The following is a 16162-nucleotide window of genomic DNA, read 5'->3' on the forward strand; positions in this document are numbered from 1 at the left end:
TTGTCCTTGTAGATGACGCAGGCGCGGATCATCTCCGCATCCTTTTCGCTCACCGGCTTTTCGACCTTCGGCGCGGGCTCCAGCGCATCGCCCAGCGGCGGCACCCGCACCGTCTGTCCCGCGACGAGACGCGCATTCGCCTTCGCCTTGGCACCGTCGACGCGCACCTGCCCGGTACGCAGGAGCTTTTCGAGCCGCCCATGCGTCAGCGCCGGAAAGCGCCGCTTGAACCAGCGGTCGAGACGAATGCCGTCTTCTTCATCCGTCACATCGAGTTGTGCGACAGCATTCATGCAAACACCGTCCTGACGGTCCATAGTCCGAGAAAGAGCGCGAGGATCGCACCGCCGACCGACGCCAGGACATAGAGCCCAGCAAGGCCCGCCTCGTTGCGCTCGACGAGCATTCCCGTATCGAGCGCAAAAGCCGAGAAGGTCGTGAAGCCGCCGAGAATGCCCGTCATCATGAAGCTGCGCATTTCCTGAGGGGCGCTGAATTTCAGCGCGAAGCTTTCGGCGATCACGCCCATGACAAAGCAGCCGAGAATGTTGATGAAGAGAATGCCCCAGGGGAAATTCGAGCCGAGCGCCTTCGTCACCTCGATGTTGAAGAGGTAACGCAGCACGGAGCCGATGGCGCCGCCCACGGCGACCGCGAAGATGCTGTTCACTTCGACTTCTCCTCTCTCAGCTTCGCCCAATAGGCGAGGCGTTTTGAAATTTCGCGTTCGAAGCCCCGCTCGAAGGGTTCGTAGAACTGTTCGCGTTCCATCTCGTCCGGAAAATAGTCCTGCCCCGAGAAACCTTCCGGCGTGTCGGGGTCGTAGACATAGCCCTTGCCGTAACCGAGATCCTTCATCAGCCGCGTCGGCGCGTTGAGAATATGTGCCGGCGGATTGAGCGACCCCGTCTCCTTCGCCGCGCGCTTTGCTGCTCCGAAAGCGGTATAGGCCGCATTCGATTTCGGCGCCGTCGCCAGATAGATCAGCGCCTGCGCAATCGCTAGTTCGCCTTCGGGCGAACCCAGAAAATCGTAAGCCTCTTTCGCCGCCAGCGTCTGGTGCAGCGCCTCGGGATCGGCGAGCCCGATATCCTCAACCGCCATGCGCACCATGCGCCGGCAGATATAGAGCGGGTCTTCGCCGCCCGCCAGCATGCGCGCGAGCCAATAGAGCGCCGCGTCGCAATCCGAACCGCGCACGGACTTATGGAGCGCGCTGACGAGGTTGTAATGCCCTTCGCGACCCTTGTCGTAGAGCGGCGCGCGGCGCTGCACCGCGCCAACCAGCGCCGCCGTGTCGAGCGTCTGATCGCCCGCAACCTCGAAGACTTCCTCGGCGAGGTTGAGTACATAGCGCCCGTCGCCATCGGCCATGGCGCGCAGGCTCGCCCGCGCATCCTCGTCGAGCGGCAGCTTGCGGCCGACATGCTCTTCGGCGCGCCGCAGAAGCTTTTCGAGCGCCGCATCGTCGAGCCGGTTCAGCACCAGCACCTGCGCGCGCGACAGAAGCGCCGCGTTGAGTTCGAAAGACGGATTCTCCGTCGTCGCGCCGACCAGCGTGACCGTGCCGTCCTCCATCACGGGAAGGAAACTGTCCTGCTGGGCGCGGTTGAAGCGGTGGATCTCATCGACGAAGAGCAGCGTGCCCTTGCCCACCGCGCGGCGGCCGCGCGCCGCGTCGAAGACTTTCTTCAGGTCGGCGACGCCGGAAAAGATCGCCGACATGGGTTCGAAGTGAAGCCCGACCTTGTCAGCGAGCAGCCGCGCGGTCGTGGTCTTGCCGGTCCCGGGCGGCCCCCAGAGGATGATCGACGACAGATGCCCCTTGGCGACCATGCGGCCGATGGGGCCCTTAGGCCCGAGCAGGTGATCCTGCCCCACGACTTCATCGAGCGTTTTCGGGCGCAGCCGGTCCGCCAGCGGGCGCGGCGCGCCCTCCTCCAGACCTGCGGCTTCGAAAAGATTGCTCATGGGCAGGGGTTTAGCATGTTTTGGCCGCGCCTGCTTCCCCCGTCCCTTCCGTCGTCCCGGACCTGCGCGCCCCCCTCCGTCATCCCGGACTTGGTCCGGATCCATCTTCCTCCCTGCGTCACCGCAAAGCTGGATGCCGGGCCAAGCCCGGCATGACGGAAAACGGCGAGCAAAGGAGCAAGATCGCTCCGGCCCTATCCACCAACCGTCGCCGTGAAGGTCCGGTCGCCGCGGCGGATGGCAAAATCCCATTGCTGGCGGGTGCCGGCGGTCGCGCCGAGAAGCTGTTTCACGGTCTCGATTTTCGTCTCGCCGACCTGCACGACGATGTCGCCGGGCTGGAAGTCGATGCGGTCGGCGGGCGTGCCGTCCTCGATCTTGACGATGACGACGCCCTTCCCGCCCAGCACGTCGAGGCCGAGTTCGTCGGCGACCGCCGGCGAGAGATTGGCGACCGTCGCGCCGGTGAAGGGGTTGCGGCCCTTGACGAGCGTGCGGTCGGCGGCGGGTGTCTCGGGCGGCGCCTCGAGCGCCACCTGCGTTTCGAAGCTCCGTCCGTCGCGCAGATAGCGGACCGTCACCTTGCCGCCGAAGCCCTTGGTCGCGAAGCGGTAGCGCACCGATTGCGGATCGTCGACGTCGTGATTGTCGACGGCGCGGATCACGTCGCCGTCCTTGATGCCGGCGCGGGCCGCCGGGCCGCCCGGATAAACCTCGCGCACCAGCGCCCCGCCAGGCCGGTCGAGGCCGAGGGTCGAGGCAAGCTGCGCGTCGACCGCCTGCAATTGCGCGCCGGTCCAGGGCCGCCTGAGGTGGCCGCCGTTCCGCGCGCTGTCGACGACGAGCCGCACCATGTTGGACGGGATCGCGAAGCCGATGCCGACGCTGCCGCCCGTCTGCGAATAGATGGCGCTGTTGATGCCGATGAGCCGGCCGTCGGTCGTCACCAGCGCGCCGCCCGAATTGCCGGGATTGATCGCCGCGTCCGTCTGGATGAAGAACTGATAATCGGAAACGCCGACATGGGTGCGCGCGAGCGCCGAGACGATACCCGTCGTCACCGTCTGGCCGACGCCGAAAGGATTGCCGATCGCAAGCACGAGATCGCCGACCTCGACAGAGTCCGAATCCTTGAAGCCGAGGAAAGGCAGCTTCTCGCCCTTGGTGTCGATCTTCAGCACGGCGAGGTCGGTCCGCTCGTCGGCTAGCACCACCTTCGCCTCGAATTCGCGCCTGTCGTTCAACGCGACCTTGAACTGATCGCCGCCCTTGATGACGTGGTAGTTGGTGACGATGAGGCCGCCCGCATCGACGATGACGCCGGAACCGAGCGATTGCTGCACGCGTTCGCGCGGCACGCCGAAGCTGAAGCGGTCGCCGAAGAAACGCTGGAAGAAGGGATCGTTGAAGAGCGGCGACGGGGCCTGCGCCTGCACGACGCGCTTGGAGTAGACGTTGACCACGGCCGGCGCGACGTGCTTCACGACCGACGAATAAGAGAGCGTCACCTCGCCCGCCGACCCCGGCAGGGCGCGCGTATCGGCCTTTGCAGACCACGGGAAAAAGGCGAGCGTCAGGCTGAGCGCGGTCGCGCCAAGCATCATGGCGAACCAGCCGCCGACGGAAGATTGAGACATCAGTTCGATCACCACTCGTCGCGCCCCCCGGCCCGGACGGCGCCGCATCCATGCGGGATTTTGTTGACCCATCGTGACGCTGGCAAGACGGAAAGTGCGCCCGACCCCGGAAACGAAAAAGCCCGCGCTTCCCGCGCGGGCCTTCGATACACTTCCGGACGTAGCCGGATAGATGGGAAGCAGCGTCACGCTCGTCAAGTGGGCGAATTTTCGCCGCCCGCCAATATTTCCACGAAGAACTTATCCCCGCTTCGGGCGCGCCCTCCGCGCCAAACAAAAAGGGCGGTCCGAAGACCGCCCCGATTTCATTCGATGACGTCGGCGTAAGGTTACGCCGTCGCCAGCGCTTCTTCCTCGTCGCCCTCGACCAGCACCGGGCCCGAATCCTGGCCCTTCGCGCTCTCGTCGCGGTCGACGAATTCGATGACCGCCATGGCCGCGTTATCGCCGAAACGGAAGCCCGCCTTCAGCACGCGGATGTAGCCGCCCGGACGCTCCTTGTAGCGGGGCCCGAGCACGTCGAAGAGCTTCGCCGCCCACTTCTTGTCGGGCAACTGCGCATAGGCCTGACGACGCGTGTGCAGCGTGTCCGTCTTGCCGAGCGTCACGAGCTTCTCCACATAGGGGCGGAGCTCCTTCGCCTTGGGCAGGGTCGTCACGATCTGCTCGTGCTTGATGAGCGCGATCGCCATGTTGGCGAACATGGCCTTGCGGTGGCTTGCCGTCCTGTTGAGCTTGCGGCCGGAATTACCGTGACGCATGACCCCTTCTCCTTACCTTCGTTGCGGCGTCTTCTGCGACGCGGCGTTCAAATATCAATACTGGTCTTCGTAACGCTTCGCGAGTTCCTCGATGTTCTCCGGCGGCCAGTTCGGCACTTCCATGCCGAGGTGGAGCCCCATCTGCGCGAGCACTTCCTTGATCTCGTTGAGCGACTTGCGTCCAAAGTTCGGCGTACGGAGCATTTCCGCTTCCGTCTTCTGGATGAGGTCGCCGATATAGACGATGTTGTCGTTCTTGAGGCAGTTGGCCGAACGAACGGAAAGTTCGAGCTCGTCCACCTTCTTGAGCAGCGCCGCGTTGAATTCGAGTTCGGGGCGCGTCTCTTCGATGTGCTTCTGCTCCGGCTCCTCGAAGTTCACGAAAATCTGGAGCTGGTCTTGCAGGATTCGGGCGGCATAGGCAACCGCGTCGTCCGGCGTCAGCGCGCCGTTCGTCTCGATCTGCATGGTGAGCTTGTCATAGTCGAGGATCTGCCCTTCGCGGGTGTTCTCGACCTTGTAGGAAACGCGCTTCACCGGGCTGTAGAGGCTGTCGACCGGGATGAGGCCGATCGGCGCGTCTTCCGGACGATTGCGGTCGGAGGCGACATAGCCCTTGCCGAGCGCGACGGTGAATTCCATGCGGATGTCCGCGCCCTGATCGAGCGTGCAGAGCACGAGATCGGGGTTCAGAACCTCGATGTCGGAGCCGGTGGTGATGTCGCCTGCGGTGACGACGCCCGGGCCCTTCTTCGACAGCGTCATGCGCTTGGGGCCTTCGGCGTGAAGGCGCAGCGCAAGCTGCTTGATGTTCAGGATGATGTCGGTCACGTCTTCGCGGACGCCCGCGATCGACGAGAACTCGTGCAGCACGCCGTCGATCTGTACGGCGGTGACGGCGGCGCCCTGGAGCGACGACATCAGCACACGGCGCAGCGCGTTGCCGAGCGTCAAGCCGAAGCCGCGCTCGAGCGGCTCGGCGACGACCGTCGCAAAGCGGCCGGCGTCATGGCCCGGATTGATTTCGAGCTTGTTCGGCTTAATCAGCTCTTCCCAGTTCTTCTGGATCAATTTCAAAACCTCGTGCCGTTTACGGGCGCCGAAACGACGCGCCGGGCGGGAGACATCCGCCATTTGGTCTCTTTAACGTCCGCCCCACCATTCAATCGTGCGAGCCGACGCGACCAGATAAAGGTCGAAATATCGAACGCTGGTTACACGCGGCGGCGCTTCGGCGGACGGCAGCCATTGTGCGGAATGGGCGTCACGTCGCGGATCGTCGTCACGGTGAAGCCGACCGACTGCAGCGCGCGCAGCGCCGACTCGCGGCCCGAACCCGGACCCGTCACCTCGACCTCGAGGGTGCGCATGCCGTGCTCCATCGCCTTCTTGCCGGCGTCTTCGGCGGCCATCTGCGCCGCGAAAGGCGTCGACTTGCGGCTGCCCTTGAAGCCCATCATGCCGGCCGACGACCAGGCAATCGCATTGCCCTGCGCGTCGGTGATCGTGATCATCGTGTTGTTGAACGACGAGTTCACATGGGCGACGCCGGACGAAATGTTCTTTCGTTCCTTGCGGCGAATACGGGTCTTTTCCTTGGCCATCCGTCTCAAACCTTATGTGTCGCCCGAGCAAGCGCGCCCTGGCGGAAATTCGGGGTGTCTTACTTCTTCTTGCCGGCGATCGCCTTGGCCGGACCCTTGCGGGTACGGGCGTTGGTGTGCGTCCGCTGGCCGTGCACGGGCAGACCCTTGCGGTGACGCAGACCGCGATAGCAGCCGAGATCCATCAGCCGCTTGATGTTCATCGCAACTTCGCGCCGCAGATCGCCTTCGACCATGTAGTCGCGGTCGATCGCTTCGCGGATCTGGATGACCTCGCTGTCGGCGAGCTGGTTCACGCGGCGCTCCGCCGGGATACCGACCTTCTCGCAGATTTCCTTGGCCTTGGCGTTGCCGATGCCATGGATGTAGGTCAGCGCGATGAGCACCCGCTTGTTCGTCGGGATGTTGACACCAGCAATACGAGCCACTTCTCTTCTCCTGCTCTCCGTATCGGACCTTGGCCGATACAACCCTTGTCTGTCCGCCGACCCACCTGGGCCAGCGCCAACCGGGGAATCGCTCAAGACGGCGCCTACGTCAAAACCCGGGTGGAACTGCTCGAAAACCCGCGGAAATCCGCCAATTTTCGTCCCACAACCGGTATTTGCTCTGAAAGTGCCGTCGCGAAGGCCGGGATTATAGGATTTAACCCTTCCCAGTCAACCGCTTAAGCCAATTTCCCTTTTTTCGCTCCAAGTCCGAGAACCGCCTCGATCTGGCGGGTCACGTCGTCGATATCCTTCATGCCGTCCACGCCCTTCAGCACGCCCTGCTTCTTATAGTAGGCGACGAGGGGCGCCGTCTGTTCATGGTAGACCTTCAGCCGCTTCGCCAGGGCGTCGGCATTGTCATCCGCCCGGGGGCCGCCGGCCGTCTGGGCCGCCCGACCCTGGATGCGGCCGAGCAAAATCTTGTCGTCGACTTCGAGTTCGACCACGGCATCGAGCTTGGTACCCTTGCCGGCCAGCATCTTGTCGAGGGCTTCGGCCTGGGCGACGTTCCTGGGGAAGCCGTCGAGGATGTAGCCCTTCTTCGCGTCCGGCTGCTCGATCCGATCGGCGATGATGCCGACTACGACCTCATCGGGCACCAGGTCGCCCCGCGCCATGATGGCCTCGGCCTTCTTGCCGACTTCCGTTCCGGCTTTCACCGCCGCGCGCAGCATATCGCCGGTCGAAAGCTGGATGAGGCCATAGGTCTCCTGCAGCCGCTGTGCCTGCGTACCCTTGCCGGCGCCAGGCGGCCCGAGAAGAATAAGCTTCATCGACGCGCCCCCCTCAGCTTCGACTTCTTGATGAGCCCTTCATACTGGTGGGCCAGCAGATGGCTCTGTATCTGTGCGACCGTATCCATGGTCACGCTGACCACAATCAGCAGCGACGTACCGCCGAAATAGAACGGCACTTTATATTGCGAGATCAGGATTTCCGGCAGCAAACAGATCGCCGTCAGATAGATCGCGCCGAGCACGGTGAGCCTGGTGAGCACGTAGTCGATATATTCCGCCGTGCGCTGTCCCGGACGGATACCCGGGATGAACCCGCCGTACTTCTTCAGATTGTCGGCCGTGTCCTTCGGGTTGAAGACGATGGCCGTGTAGAAGAAGGCAAAGAAAATGATACCGGCGGCGTAGAACGCCATGTAGAGCGGCTGGCCATGACCGAGCAACGCCGTCACTGTGTTGAGCCAATCGGGGCCCGCGCCGGCGGTGAAGTTCGCGATGGTGATCGGCAGCAGCAGCAGCGACGAGGCGAAGATCGGCGGAATGACGCCCGAGGTGTTGAGCTTCAGCGGCAGATGCGAGCTGTCGCCGCCATACATCTTGTTGCCGACCTGGCGCTTGGGATATTGCACGATCAGCCGTCGCTGCGCCCGTTCGACGAAGACGATCGCCATGATCACGGCGACGACCATCACCGCAATGAAGAGGATGACGAAAGCCGAGAGCGCGCCGGTGCGGCCCAGTTCGAGCGTGCCGGCGAGCGCGTGCGGAAGCTGCGCGACGATGCCGGCGAAAATGATGAGCGAGATACCGTTGCCGACGCCGCGCGAGGTGATCTGCTCACCGAGCCACATCAGGAACATAGTACCGCCGACCAGCGTGATGACGGTGGTGGCGCGGAAGAAAATGCCCGGATCGATCACGACATGCTGTGCGTTCTCGAGGCCGACCGCGATCGCATAGCCCTGGAAGGTAGCGAGGATCACCGTGCCGTAACGCGTGTACTGGTTGATCGTCTTACGGCCCTGCTCGCCCTCCTTCTTCAGCGCCTCAAGATGCTTCGAAACCGAAGTCATCAGCTGAATGATGATGGAGGAGGAGATGTAGGGCATGATCGCGAGCGCGAAGATCGCCATGCGGCCGACGGCGCCGCCGGCGAACATGTCGAAAATGCCGAGAATGCCGGTCTGCTGCTGCTTGAAGACCTGGGCGAGCGCGGCCGGGTCGATGCCCGGCAGCGGAATATAGGTGCCGAGGCGATAGACGAGAAGCGCGCCGAGTGTGAACCAGATGCGCTTCTTCAGCTCGTCCGCCTTGGCGAACGCGGCGAAATTCAGATTTGCCGCAAGCTGTTCAGCCGCCGATGCCATCTCGTCCTACTCCGTGCATGTCGCGCCTGGCACAAGTGGCCGAGCCCGTCGCCCCCAGACGGCCGTTACTCGGCCGCCGCCGCCTTTACTTTCGGTTCGATCACGGTGACCGAGCCGCCAGCCTTTTCGACCGCGGCCTTGGCCGCTTCCGACGTGCCGGCAACCTCGAGAGCGAGCTTCGCCTTGAGTTCGCCGCGCGCCAGCAGGCGCACGCCGTCCTTGGCGCGGCGAAGGATACCCGCCTTCACCAGTGTCTCGACATCGACCTTGGTCTTCGCATCGAGCTTGCCGCCGTCGACGGCCGCCTGAAGCGTATCCAGGTTGATGACGTTGTAGTCGAGGCGGAACAGGTTCTTGAAGCCGCGCTTCGGCAGACGCATGTGGATCGGCATCTGGCCGCCTTCGTAGCCCTTGATGGCCACGCCGGAACGGGATGTCTGACCCTTGACGCCACGGCCGCCGGTCTTGCCCTTGGTCGAGCCGATACCGCGGCCGACGCGGATGCGCGATTTGCGGGCGCCGGGATTGTCGCTGATCTTGTTGAGAGTGGTCATCTTAGCCTCGCAAGCCTCAGGCCTCGTCCACGACACGGACGAGATGGGCTACCTTGTTGATCATGCCGCGCACTGCCGGGGTGTCTTCCAGCGTGTTCGTCCGACGCATCTTGTTGAGGCCGAGGCCGATCAGCGTCTCGCGCTGGCCGGGCTTCTTGCGAAGCGTGCTACCGGTCTGCTGGACGGTCACGGTTTTCTTGCCGCCTGTCTTCTTCGCCGACATCTCTCGGTTCCTCTACTTTAATCTCTAGTTCCGTCCGATTACTCGGACAGGGCTTCGCCTGCGCCATCGGCGCGGCGACCGACGATCTCGCTTACCTTCTTGCCGCGACGGGCCGCCACCATGCGGGGGCTCTGCTCGTGCTTCAACGCGTCGAAGGTCGCGCGGACCATGTTGTAGGGGTTCGACGAACCGAGCGACTTCGCAACGACGTCCTGCACACCAAGCGTCTCGAAGACGGCGCGCATCGGGCCGCCCGCGATGATGCCCGTACCGGCGGGCGCCGCGCGCAGCACGACCTTGCCGGCGCCGTGGCGACCGTCGATGTCGTGATGCAGCGTACGGCCCTCACGAAGCGGGACGCGGATCATGCCGCGCTTGGCCGCTTCGGTCGCCTTGCGGATCGCTTCCGGAACTTCGCGCGCCTTGCCATGACCGAAGCCGACGCGGCCCTTCTGGTCGCCGACGACGACCAGCGCTGCGAAACCGAAGCGCTTGCCGCCCTTGACCACCTTCGCCACGCGGTTGATGTGAACGAGCTTGTCCACAAACTCGCTATCGCGCTCTTCCCGGTCCCGGTCTCGTGATCTTTCGCGTGCCACTATCAAAATCCTTTAGAAGTTGAGACCGCCTTCGCGGGCGCCGTCAGCGAGCGCCTTGATGCGCCCGTGGTAGATGTATCCGCCGCGATCGAAAACGACGTCCTTGACGCCCTTTTCAGCCGCGCGCTGCGCGACGAGCTTGCCGACTGTGCTCGCACCGTCGACGTTGCCGCCCTTGCCGCCGAAACCGTCCTCGACCGAGGAGGCGGCGGCGAGCGTCACGCCCTGCACATCGTCGATGATCTGGGCATAAATGTGCTTCGACGAACGGAACACGGAAAGCCGCGGACGTCCGTTGGCGATCTGCCGGAGCTTGGTACGGTTGCGCTGCGTCCGGCGCTGATGAAGAGTCTTGGTCATAGCCATCCGCTCACTTCTTCTTGCCTTCCTTGCGGAAGATGAATTCGCCGGCGTATTTCACGCCCTTGCCCTTGTAGGGCTCGGGACCGCGATAGGAGCGGATTTCAGCCGCAACCTGGCCGACTTTCTGCTTGTCCATGCCGCTGACCGAAATCTCGGTCGGCTTGCCAACCTTGATTTCGATCCCTTCGGGGATCGGATAGATCACGTCGTGGCTGAAGCCGAGGCTGAGCTGCAGGTTCTTGCCCTGCATCGCCGCGCGATAGCCGACGCCGTTGATCTCGAGGTTCGTCGTGAAACCCGTCGTCACGCCGACGACGAGGTTCTGGACGAGCGTGCGGGACAGACCCCACATCGCGCGAGCGCGCTGCGTATCTTCGCGCGGGCGCACGCTGATGCCGTCGGCACCCTGCTCCACCGTCACGTCCTCGACGAGCGTGAGCTTCAACTCGCCCTTCGCACCCTTCACGGCGATTTCCTGGCCGTTGATGGTGACCGTCACCCCTTTCGGGATTTCGATGGGCTTCTTACCAATTCGCGACATGGTCCTAGTCTTTCCCGTCGTCTGGCGTTACCGGCTCGCGTCTTAGAAGACGCGGCACAGCACCTCGCCGCCTACATTCTTTTCCCGCGCCGCCTGGTCCGACATCACACCCTTCGGAGTCGAAAGGATCGAGATGCCGAGGCCGTTGTGCACCGTCGGCACTTCCTTGACCGACGAATAAACGCGCCGGCCCGGCGTCGACACACGCTCGATCAACTGAATGACCGGCGTGCCTTCGTTGTACTTCAGCTCGATCTCGAACTCGCTCTTGCCGTTCGGGTAGTCGACCTTGGCATAGCCGCGGATGAACCCCTCGTCCTGGAGCACATCGAGAACCCAGCCGCGAAGCTTGGAGGCAGGCGTCGCCACCTTGCTCTTGCCGCGGAGCTGCGCGTTCCGGATGCGGGTGATCATATCACCCAGTGGATCAGTCATCGTCATGCGCGTCTCCTACCAGCTCGACTTGACCATGCCGGGGATCTGCCCGCGGGACGCGAGGTCCCGGAGGGCGATACGCGACATGCGCAGCTTGCGGTAATAGGACCGGCTACGGCCCGTGAGCTCGCAGCGGTTGTGAATACGGGTCTTGGACGAGTTACGCGGCAGCTCGTTGAGCTTCAGCTGCGCATTGAAACGCTCGTCCACGGAAATCGACTGGTCGACCGTCATGGCCTTCAGCTTCGCCCGCTTGGTCGCGAACTTCGCCGCCAGTTTCCGCCGCTTCTGGTCTCTATTAATGGCGCTCTTCTTAGCCATCCAAACCTCCGTCGGGTCCACGTCCGTCGCGGACCACAGAAAATCTTACTTTGCGAAAGGGAAGTTGAAGGCGCGCAACAGCTCGCGCGCTTCTTCATCCGTTTGCGCCGTCGTGCAGACGATGATGTCCATGCCCCAGACCTGATCGACCTTGTCGTAGTCGATTTCCGGGAAAATGATGTGCTCTTTCAGACCCATGGCGTAGTTGCCACGGCCGTCGAAGCTCTTCGCGTTGAGGCCGCGGAAGTCGCGGACGCGCGGGAGCGCGATCGTGACCAGGCGGTCGAGGAACTCGTACATCCGATCCTTGCGCAGCGTGACCTTCACGCCGATCGGCATGTTCTCGCGGACCTTGAAGGTCGCGATGGAGGTCTTCGCCTTGGTGATGACCGGCTTCTGGCCGGCGATCGCCTGGAGATCGTCGAACGCGCTCTTGATCTTCTTGCTGTCGGCGACAGCTTCACCGACGCCCATGTTGAGCACGATCTTGTCGAGCTGCGGCACCTGCATGGCGTTCGCATACTTGAACTGCTCACGAAGCGCCGGGCGAATTTTCGCCAGATACTCCGACTTGAGCCGCGGAATGTATTGAGCTTCAGCCATCGATCGTTTCTCCCGACGCCTTGGCAACGCGAACCTTGCGGCCATCTTCCAGCGTCTTGAATCCAACTCGCGTCGGCTTGCCGGTCTTCGGATCCTCGATCGCGAGGTTCGAAAGATCGATCGACGCTTCGCGCGACACGATACCGCCCGTCGTCGTCTGCGACGGCTTCGTGTGGCGCTTCACCAAATTGACGCCCTGGACGAGCGCCCGATTTTCCTTCGGCAGAACGGCGAGAACAGCGCCCTTCTTGCCCTTGTCCTTGCCGGCCAGAACGACGACCTTGTCGCCCTTTTTAATCTTCGCAGCCATCAAAGCACCTCCGGCGCGAGCGAAACGATCTTCATGTGGTTCTTCGCACGGAGCTCACGGGTGACCGGTCCGAAGATACGGGTGCCGACCGGCTCGCCCTGGTTGTTGATGAGCACGGCCGCGTTGCGGTCGAAGCGGATCACGCTACCGTCGGCGCGGCGGATGTCCTTCGCGGTGCGAACCACGACGGCCTTCATCACTTCGCCCTTCTTCACCTTGCCCCGCGGGATCGCTTCCTTGATGCTGACGACAATGATGTCGCCAACGGAAGCGTACTTCCGCTTGGAACCGCCCAGAACCTTGATGCACATCACGCGGCGCGCACCAGAGTTGTCGGCGACGTCGAGGTTCGTCTCTTGCTGAATCATGACTTCATCCGCCTTGCTCGGAGGAGCCCGTTCCCGTCAGGGATCAGGCTTCGTCCGTAAATACTTCCCATTTCTTCAGCTTCGAGATCGGCCGGCATTCGCGGATCTTCACGATATCGCCGACCTTCACCGAGTTGTTCTCGTCATGCGCGTGGTACTTCTTCGTCCGGCGCACGATCTTGCGCAGGACCGGATCGCTGAAGCGGCGCTCGACGTCGACCACCACGGTCTTGTTGTTCTTGTCGCTGACCACGACACCTTGCAGAATTCTCTTCGGCATTTCTAAATCCTCAGCCCTTGACCTGGGCGGTAACCCGCTGGCGCTGGATCGTCCTGATGCGCGCGATGTCGCGGCGCACCTGCTTCTGACGAGACGTCTTCTCCAACTGTCCGCTCGCGCCCTGGAAGCGCAGGTTGAACTGCTCCTTCTTCAGCTTCAGGAGCTGGTCCTGGAGCTGGTCCGGCGTCAAATCTCTCACTTCGCTGGCCTTCATGGCCTTACCCTTTCGTTTGACCGCGCCTCAGCGGGATCGATCCGCTCTTTACGCGTGCTCGCCGGGGCGAGCCACGAACCTTGTCTTGATCGGCAGCTTCGCTGCACCGAGGCGAAGCGCTTCTTCGGCAACCGCCATCGGAACGCCATCGAGCTCGAACATGATCCTGCCCGGCTTGACGCGGGCCGCCCAGAATTCCGGCGTGCCCTTGCCCTTACCCATTCGAACTTCGGTCGGCTTCTTCGAAACCGGCACGTCCGGGAAAATCCGGATCCACACGCGGCCTGCGCGCTTCATGTGGCGGGTGATCGCGCGGCGAGCCGCCTCGATCTGCCGCGCCGTCACGCGAGCGGGCTCCTGGGCCTTGAGGCCGAAGGCCCCAAAGTCGAGGTTCGTGCCACCCTTGGCATTGCCATGGATGCGGCCCTTGTGAGCCTTGCGGAACTTAGTGCGCTTCGGTTGCAACATGATCGAAACTCTCGCTCAATTCTCTCTGCGCTCAGGCGCGGTCTTCGCGACGCGGACGCGACGAACCGCCGCCATCGCCGGCACCTTCGAGCGCACGGCGCTCGGAGGCCATCGGGTCGTGCTCGAGGATCTCGCCCTTGAAGATCCAGACCTTGACGCCGCAGGTGCCGTAGGCCGTCTTCGCCGTCGCGACGCCGTAATCGATGTCGGCGCGCAGCGTGTGAAGCGGAACGCGGCCTTCGCGGTACCATTCCGTACGCGCGATTTCGGCACCGCCGAGACGACCCGCGCAGTTGATGCGGATGCCGCCGGCGCCGAGGCGCATGGCCGACTGCACGGCCCGCTTCATCGCGCGGCGGAACGCAACGCGGCGCTCGAGCTGCTGGGCGATGTTCTCGGCGACGAGCGTCGCGTCGATTTCGGGCTTGCGCACTTCGACGATGTTCAGGTGCACTTCGGACGCGGTGATCTTGCCGATGTCCTTGCGCAGCTTCTCGATGTCGGCGCCCTTCTTGCCGATGACGACGCCGGGGCGCGCGGTATGGATCGTCACACGGCACTTCTTGTGCGGGCGCTCGATCACGATCTTGGAGATGCCGGCCTGCTTCAGCGTCTTGCCGAGGAAGTCGCGGATCTTGATGTCTTCGTGCAGCAGCTTGCCGTACTCGTGGCGACCCGCGAACCAGCGCGAATCCCAGGTGCGGTTGACGCCAAGCCGCAGTCCGATCGGATTGACTTTCTGACCCATCAGGCCTGCTCCTCGACTTGCCGTACGACAATGGTGATCTGGCTGAACGGCTTTTCAATCCGGCCGACGCGACCGCGCGCACGCGCGTGCCAACGCTTCATCACCAGGTTCTTGCCCACGAAGGCTTCGGCGACGACGAGATCGTCGACGTCGAGGCTGTGGTTGTTCTCGGCGTTCGCAATCGCGCTCTGCAGCACCTTCTTGACGTCGCGCGCAACGCGCTTGTTCGAGAAGGTGAGATCGGCGAGCGCGCTGTCAGCCTTCTTGCCGCGGATCAACTGCGCGACCAGGTTGAGCTTTTGCGGGCTCACGCGGATCATGCGACCGACGGCCTTGGCTTCGTTGTCGGCGAGCGCCCGCTTGTTTGCTGGTTTGCCCATGACTTAAGCCTTCTTCGCTTTCTTGTCAGCCGAGTGGCTGAAGAACGTCCGCGTCGGCGCGAATTCGCCGAGCTTGTGTCCAACCATGTCCTCGTTGACCAGCACCGGGATGTGCTTCTTGCCGTTGTGGACGGCAAAGGTCAGGCCGACGAACTGCGGCAGGATCGTGGAGCGACGGCTCCAGGTCTTGATCACATCTTTGCGGGCCGACGTACGCGAGGCCTCTGCCTTCTTGAGAAGGTAGCCATCGACGAAGGGGCCTTTTTTTACGGAACGTGCCATGTCGAGCTACCTCAACCCTTCTTCTTGTGACGGCTGCGAACGATGTACTTGTCGGTCGCCTTGTTCTGCCGCGTCTTCTTGCCCTTGGTCGGCTTGCCCCACGGGGTGACCGGGTGGCGGCCGCCCGAGGTGCGGCCTTCGCCGCCGCCATGCGGATGGTCGACCGGGTTCATGGCGACGCCACGAACCGTCGGACGCTTGCCGAGCCAGCGATTACGGCCGGCCTTGGCGATCGTGATGTTGCCGTGGTCGGGGTTCGACACGGCGCCGATCGAGGCCATGCACTCGCCGCGAACCATGCGCTGCTCGCCCGACGACAGGCGCAGGAGCGCGTAGCCCTGGTCGCGGCCGATGAGCTGCACATAGGTGCCGGCGGAGCGCGCGATCTGACCGCCCTTGCCCGGCTTCATTTCCACATTGTGGACGATGGTGCCGACGGGGATCGACGACAGCGGCATCGCATTGCCCGGCTTCACGTCCACGCGCTCGCCCGCGACGACGGAGTCGCCGACCGCGAGGCGCTGCGGCGCCAGGATATAGGCCTGCTCGCCGTCCGCGTATTTGATGAGCGCGATGAACGCCGTGCGGTTCGGATCGTATTCCAGCCGCTCGACGGTCGCCGGCTGATCGAACTTGCGACGCTTGAAATCGATGATGCGGTAGCTGCGCTTGTGCCCGCCGCCACGATCGAACGAGGTGACGCGGCCGTGATTGTTGCGGCCACCCGACTTCGTCAGACCATGCGTGAGGCCCTTCACCGGCTTGCCCTTATAGAGCGCCGACCGGTCGACCAGCACAAGGCCGCGCTGCGCGGGGCTTGTCGGTTTATATTTCTTCAATGCCATCGGTACGTGCTCTCTTTAGAGACCAGTCGTCACGTCGATCGAGTAGCCCTCTTCGAGGGTCAC

At 63.3% G+C, this 16162-nt stretch carries 26 protein-coding genes and 1 pseudogene; all 27 read right to left on the minus strand.

The window, feature by feature from the left end; translation table 11 throughout:
* Positions 1 to 293, minus strand: a pseudogene (locus VMR03_RS12795) (RluA family pseudouridine synthase); the annotation flags it as partial.
* A complete protein-coding gene (gene crcB / locus VMR03_RS12800; protein WP_325405802.1) occupies positions 290 to 670 on the minus strand; it encodes a fluoride efflux transporter CrcB in 381 nt (126 codons plus the stop codon). The gene crcB and the pseudogene VMR03_RS12795, both read right to left, overlap by 4 nt.
* Positions 667 to 1971, minus strand: a complete 1305-nt coding sequence (locus VMR03_RS12805) for a replication-associated recombination protein A (RefSeq protein WP_325405804.1) — start codon at positions 1969 to 1971, stop codon at positions 667 to 669. The genes crcB and VMR03_RS12805 overlap by 4 nt, the downstream gene beginning before the upstream one ends.
* Positions 1972 to 2165: 194 nt before the next feature.
* Positions 2166 to 3608, minus strand: coding sequence for a DegQ family serine endoprotease (locus VMR03_RS12810; RefSeq protein WP_325405806.1), 1443 nt, complete (start codon positions 3606 to 3608; stop codon positions 2166 to 2168).
* 329 nt (positions 3609 to 3937) lie between these two features.
* Positions 3938 to 4369, minus strand: coding sequence for a 50S ribosomal protein L17 (gene rplQ, locus VMR03_RS12815; protein ID WP_325405808.1), 432 nt, complete (start codon positions 4367 to 4369; stop codon positions 3938 to 3940).
* 54 nt (positions 4370 to 4423) lie between these two features.
* Complete coding sequence (locus VMR03_RS12820) at positions 4424 to 5440, minus strand: DNA-directed RNA polymerase subunit alpha (RefSeq protein WP_325405851.1); 1017 nt, start codon at positions 5438 to 5440, stop codon at positions 4424 to 4426.
* A 143-nt stretch (positions 5441 to 5583) separates the two neighbouring features.
* A complete protein-coding gene (gene rpsK, locus VMR03_RS12825) occupies positions 5584 to 5973 on the minus strand; it encodes a 30S ribosomal protein S11 (protein ID WP_325405810.1) in 390 nt (129 codons plus the stop codon).
* Between the two features lie 59 nt (positions 5974 to 6032).
* On the minus strand, positions 6033 to 6401 hold the full coding sequence (gene rpsM / locus VMR03_RS12830) for a 30S ribosomal protein S13 (protein ID WP_325405812.1): 369 nt from the start codon (positions 6399 to 6401) through the stop codon (positions 6033 to 6035).
* A 239-nt stretch (positions 6402 to 6640) separates the two neighbouring features.
* Complete coding sequence (locus VMR03_RS12835; RefSeq protein ID WP_325405814.1) at positions 6641 to 7237, minus strand: adenylate kinase; 597 nt, start codon at positions 7235 to 7237, stop codon at positions 6641 to 6643.
* Positions 7234 to 8565 carry a preprotein translocase subunit SecY gene (gene secY / locus VMR03_RS12840; protein WP_325405816.1) on the minus strand — a complete coding sequence of 444 codons (1332 nt, stop codon included), beginning with the start codon at positions 8563 to 8565 and terminating at the stop codon, positions 7234 to 7236. Before secY ends, VMR03_RS12835 begins: the two co-directional genes overlap by 4 nt.
* Positions 8566 to 8630: 65 nt before the next feature.
* Positions 8631 to 9119 (minus strand): 50S ribosomal protein L15, encoded by a 489-nt coding sequence (gene rplO, locus VMR03_RS12845; protein ID WP_325405818.1) that lies wholly within the window; start codon positions 9117 to 9119, stop codon positions 8631 to 8633.
* Positions 9120 to 9135: 16 nt separating this feature from the next.
* Entirely contained in the window at positions 9136 to 9342 is a 207-nt protein-coding gene (gene rpmD, locus VMR03_RS12850; RefSeq protein WP_325405820.1) for a 50S ribosomal protein L30, read from the minus strand.
* A 38-nt stretch (positions 9343 to 9380) separates the two neighbouring features.
* Positions 9381 to 9941 (minus strand): 30S ribosomal protein S5, encoded by a 561-nt coding sequence (rpsE, locus tag VMR03_RS12855; protein ID WP_325405822.1) that lies wholly within the window; start codon positions 9939 to 9941, stop codon positions 9381 to 9383.
* 12 nt (positions 9942 to 9953) lie between these two features.
* Positions 9954 to 10307 (minus strand): 50S ribosomal protein L18, encoded by a 354-nt coding sequence (gene rplR / locus VMR03_RS12860; protein WP_325405824.1) that lies wholly within the window; start codon positions 10305 to 10307, stop codon positions 9954 to 9956.
* A gap of 4 nt (positions 10308 to 10311) precedes the next feature.
* Positions 10312 to 10845: a 50S ribosomal protein L6 gene (rplF, locus tag VMR03_RS12865; RefSeq protein ID WP_325405825.1), complete on the minus strand. Its 534-nt coding sequence runs from the start codon at positions 10843 to 10845 to the stop codon at positions 10312 to 10314.
* A 42-nt stretch (positions 10846 to 10887) separates the two neighbouring features.
* Complete coding sequence (gene rpsH / locus VMR03_RS12870) at positions 10888 to 11286, minus strand: 30S ribosomal protein S8 (RefSeq protein ID WP_325405826.1); 399 nt, start codon at positions 11284 to 11286, stop codon at positions 10888 to 10890.
* 9 nt (positions 11287 to 11295) lie between these two features.
* The gene (gene rpsN, locus VMR03_RS12875) at positions 11296 to 11601 is read right to left on the minus strand and encodes a 30S ribosomal protein S14 (protein ID WP_325405828.1); all 306 of its coding nucleotides are present in this window, start codon (positions 11599 to 11601) and stop codon (positions 11296 to 11298) included.
* 45 nt (positions 11602 to 11646) lie between these two features.
* A complete protein-coding gene (gene rplE / locus VMR03_RS12880; protein ID WP_325405830.1) occupies positions 11647 to 12204 on the minus strand; it encodes a 50S ribosomal protein L5 in 558 nt (185 codons plus the stop codon).
* Complete coding sequence (gene rplX / locus VMR03_RS12885) at positions 12197 to 12514, minus strand: 50S ribosomal protein L24 (protein ID WP_325405832.1); 318 nt, start codon at positions 12512 to 12514, stop codon at positions 12197 to 12199. Before rplX ends, rplE begins: the two co-directional genes overlap by 8 nt.
* On the minus strand, positions 12514 to 12882 hold the full coding sequence (gene rplN / locus VMR03_RS12890) for a 50S ribosomal protein L14 (protein WP_325405835.1): 369 nt from the start codon (positions 12880 to 12882) through the stop codon (positions 12514 to 12516). Before rplN ends, rplX begins: the two co-directional genes overlap by 1 nt.
* 43 nt (positions 12883 to 12925) lie before the next feature.
* Positions 12926 to 13162, minus strand: a complete 237-nt coding sequence (gene rpsQ / locus VMR03_RS12895; protein ID WP_325405837.1) for a 30S ribosomal protein S17 — start codon at positions 13160 to 13162, stop codon at positions 12926 to 12928.
* Positions 13163 to 13172: 10 nt separating this feature from the next.
* Complete coding sequence (gene rpmC, locus VMR03_RS12900) at positions 13173 to 13376, minus strand: 50S ribosomal protein L29 (RefSeq protein ID WP_325405839.1); 204 nt, start codon at positions 13374 to 13376, stop codon at positions 13173 to 13175.
* A gap of 48 nt (positions 13377 to 13424) precedes the next feature.
* On the minus strand, positions 13425 to 13844 hold the full coding sequence (gene rplP, locus VMR03_RS12905; protein WP_325405841.1) for a 50S ribosomal protein L16: 420 nt from the start codon (positions 13842 to 13844) through the stop codon (positions 13425 to 13427).
* Positions 13845 to 13875: 31 nt separating this feature from the next.
* The gene (gene rpsC, locus VMR03_RS12910) at positions 13876 to 14592 is read right to left on the minus strand and encodes a 30S ribosomal protein S3 (RefSeq protein WP_325405843.1); all 717 of its coding nucleotides are present in this window, start codon (positions 14590 to 14592) and stop codon (positions 13876 to 13878) included.
* The gene (gene rplV / locus VMR03_RS12915; RefSeq protein ID WP_325405845.1) at positions 14592 to 14972 is read right to left on the minus strand and encodes a 50S ribosomal protein L22; all 381 of its coding nucleotides are present in this window, start codon (positions 14970 to 14972) and stop codon (positions 14592 to 14594) included. The genes rpsC and rplV overlap by 1 nt, the downstream gene beginning before the upstream one ends.
* A 3-nt stretch (positions 14973 to 14975) precedes the next feature.
* Positions 14976 to 15254 carry a 30S ribosomal protein S19 gene (gene rpsS / locus VMR03_RS12920; protein ID WP_325405847.1) on the minus strand — a complete coding sequence of 93 codons (279 nt, stop codon included), beginning with the start codon at positions 15252 to 15254 and terminating at the stop codon, positions 14976 to 14978.
* An 11-nt stretch (positions 15255 to 15265) separates the two neighbouring features.
* Entirely contained in the window at positions 15266 to 16099 is an 834-nt protein-coding gene (gene rplB, locus VMR03_RS12925; protein ID WP_325405849.1) for a 50S ribosomal protein L2, read from the minus strand.
* Positions 16100 to 16162: the final 63 nt, after the last annotated feature.

Origin of the sequence: Parvibaculum sp. (assembly GCF_035511255.1) — a bacterium.
Taxonomy (GTDB): Bacteria; Pseudomonadota; Alphaproteobacteria; order Parvibaculales; family Parvibaculaceae; genus Parvibaculum.